The organism is Achromobacter kerstersii (genome assembly GCF_902859595.1).
Lineage (GTDB): Bacteria > Pseudomonadota > Gammaproteobacteria > Burkholderiales > Burkholderiaceae_B > Achromobacter > Achromobacter kerstersii.
This window is the reverse complement of the sequence record NZ_CADIJQ010000033.1, coordinates 1-1,381: the sequence shown is the minus strand read 5'-3', so window position 1 is coordinate 1,381 and position 1,381 is coordinate 1. Positions and strand designations below refer to the sequence as shown.

The window sequence follows — 1,381 nt, the reverse complement described above, 5'->3', positions numbered from 1 at the left end:
GGGAGTGTCAGTTTTTTTGTGTTTAAGGCACTCAGTGCCTGATCCCGTGGAGGATCAGGCGTGTTGATGCTATCTCAGCGATACGGGTCAGTGAAGCGTTCAGCGTAAATAATGGCGAACTGGTTCATGGCGGCCTTCCAGTCATGTGTCGCGCTGCCCCAGCCCTCAGTGACGTTGCGCAGGACCAGCCACAGCAGCTTGGTGGCGGCCTCATCGCTGGGGAAGTGACCCCGCGTTTTCACCGCCCGGCGCAACTGCGCGTTGATGCTCTCGATGGCGTTGGTGGTGTAAATCACCTTGCGGATCGCCGGCGGGAACATAAAGAACGGGATCACCCGATCCCAGGCCCTGCGCCATGCCTGTGCGATCGGCGCATAGCGCTGGCCCCACGGTCCTTGCTCGAACTCGGCGAGCGCGGCCAGCGCAGCCTCAACGGTCGGCGCGGTGTAGATCGGCTTCAAGGCCGCTGCCACTACCCGGCGTTCTTTCCAGTTGGCGTAGTCCAGGCTGGAGCGGATCAGATGCACGATGCAGGTCTGCAGCGTCGTGGCCGGGAACACCGCGTTTAGCGACTGCTCCATGCCCTTCAAGCCATCGGTGACGGCGATCAGGATGTCCTGCGTGCCTCGGGTCTTCAGTTCGTTGAACACCTTCATCCAGAACTTGGCCCCCTCGGTCTGTTCGATCCACAGGCCCAGGATGTCGCGCGTGCCGTCGGGTAAAACCCCCAGCGCGAGGTACACCGCCTTGTTGCGCACGACACCATCCTCGCGGATCTTGACCCGCAGGGCGTCGAAGAACACCACCGGATACATCACCTCCAAGGGACGCGTCTGCCAGGCCGTGACCTCGTCCATGACCGCGTCGGTCACCGAGCTGATGAACTCCGGCGAGACCTCGGTGCCGTACTGCTCGACCAGGAACCCCTGGATCTCGCGCACCGTCATGCCCCGGGCGTACATCGCGATGATCTTGTCATCAAACCCGGTAAAGCGGCGCTCGTGCTTGGGGATCAGGATCGGGGCGAAGCTGCCGTCACGGTCACGCGGGATCTCCACCCGCAGCGGCCCGTCATCGGTCAGCACCGTCTTGCGGCTCTTGCCGTTGCGCTGATTGGTGGCTTCCTCGGGGCGATCTCCGCCCGAGGGATACCCCAGATGGTGCCCTAGCTCGGCGCCCAGCGCCCGCTCGATCAGCGCCTTCTTGAACGCCATCGACAGGTCCTGCACCGCCTCGGCGGTCATCGGACCCTTAACGAACTGATCAACCAGATCCGCCGGGATCGACGGTAATTCCCTCAGGGGAAGCTTTTTCTTTGTGGCCATACATGTGTTCCTTGAGCGGTATGTTAGGCCTCAAACACAAAATTTATGACACTCCC

1 protein-coding gene is annotated in these 1,381 nt (G+C 61.9%); it reads right to left on the bottom strand.

All coding sequences use genetic code 11. The annotated features are described in order from the left end of the window. Positions 1-74 precede the first annotated feature (74 nt). Complete coding sequence (locus HV765_RS31620) at positions 75-1,325, bottom strand: IS256 family transposase (protein WP_175172200.1); 1,251 nt, start codon at positions 1,323-1,325, stop codon at positions 75-77. Positions 1,326-1,381: the final 56 nt, after the last annotated feature.